This is a genomic window from Pseudoroseomonas ludipueritiae (assembly GCF_014490445.1).
In the GTDB taxonomy this organism is placed as follows: Bacteria; Pseudomonadota; Alphaproteobacteria; order Acetobacterales; family Acetobacteraceae; genus Pseudoroseomonas; species Pseudoroseomonas ludipueritiae.
The window spans coordinates 1-1,480 of record NZ_JACTUZ010000329.1; the positions used below are offsets into that span (position 1 = coordinate 1).

A 1,480-nucleotide genomic window follows, 5' to 3' on the forward strand; every position below is an offset into this window, starting at 1 on the left:
GCCGGCCGCCACGCCGCTGCCGGCGCCGCCGCCTGCCCAGGCCCTGGCTCCGGCGTCGCCTTCCCCTCTCCCGCCTGCCTCCGCCCCGGCGGATGATCTCGCTGGCCTGCGGGAGGCGGTGATCGCCAAGCTCGCGGTGCTGAATGGCCTGCGCCCGGCCGATACGCTGCCCGCGGCGCCTTCCCGGCCCGAATCCCAAGCCGTGCCGCAGCCTGCCACGCCGCCGCCCGCCCCGGCTCCTGTGCCAGCGGTGGCCGTGGCCCTGCCGGCCTGCCCGGCGTCCTTCTCCCTGGCCGGATGGCGCGGCGAAGGCGCCTTCGCCGATCGCCTGCCGGCCCTGCGTGCCGCCCTGGCGCGCTCGGACCAGGGTGCCGCCGAGGTCGCGGCATTGGCTGAGTTCTATGCGGGCCACCAGCTTTCGCGCGAAGCCCTGGCGGTGCTGGAGGTAGCTTCCGGCGAATGGCCGGCCGGGGCCCTGAAGGAGCGGCTGGAACGGGTGCGCGATGTGGCGCGGCTGCTGCTGGGGCGCCCCGTTCCGCCTGCTTCGCCCCTGCTGGCGGAAGCCGGGGACTGCGCGCGGGAAGATCTGCCGTTGTGGCGGGCTCTGGCCGCCGCCGTCTCAGGCGATGCCGCCACCCTGGCCCGGCTGGCGCCCCGCGCCCGCGCGGCGCTGCGCGAGATCCCGCAGGACCTGCGGTTGGGCTTCGTGCAGCGGCTGGCGGATGCGGTGGAGAATGATCCCGCCACGCTGCGCATCCTGCTGGGCGCCGTGCGCGCCGCCACGGGCCTGACGCCGGAGCAGGCGGCGGCGCGCAACTGGCAATATGCCCGCCTCGCCCGCCAGGAAGGCAACCGGGCGGATGAGCAGCAGTATCTGGAACAGGCGCTGCGCGGCGGCGGCCGCAGCCTGCCGGAGATCTTTGCCCGTGCCCGGCTGGCGGCGCTGAATCTGGGCCGCCCCGGTGCCGAGGGCCGGCGGGCGGAGGCGCAGATCAACGATCTGCTGCGCAGCTACCGCCATGACGCATTGGGCGAGGAAGCGGCCATCGCTTATGCCACCCGGCTGCTGGACCAGGGCGCGCTGGGTGCCGCCCTGGCGGTGGCCGATGGCGCCAGTCAGGCCTCGGCCCGGCCCGGCATGGAAAGCCGTGGCGCCCGGCTGGCCGCCACGGCGCTGCGCCGCCTGCTGGCCGATCCCGCGCCCGAAGGCCCTCCGCTGCCGCCCGCCGACGAGCGCCTGGGGCTGTTCTGGCAATACGAAGGCTATGCCACCCCGGGCGAGCGCGGCGACGACATCCGCCTGGCCGCCATTCAGCTGCTGTTGCGGCAGGGCCTGGCCGAGGCGGCGCGCGACCTGGGCCAGCAGGTCACCCCGGCCACGGCCCGCACGCCCCAGGCCATCCTGCTGCTGGCGCGTGCCGAGGGCGAGGCGGCACAGGGCGACCCGCGACGTGCCCTGGCGCTGCTGGCCAGCCTGCCG

At 76.4% G+C, this 1,480-nt stretch carries 1 protein-coding gene; it reads left to right on the plus strand.

The window, feature by feature from the left end:
• Positions 1–118: 118 nt before the first annotated feature.
• Positions 119–1,480: hypothetical protein (locus tag IBL25_RS26090; RefSeq protein WP_456315891.1), on the plus strand; the 1,362-nt coding region annotated here is incomplete at its 3' end.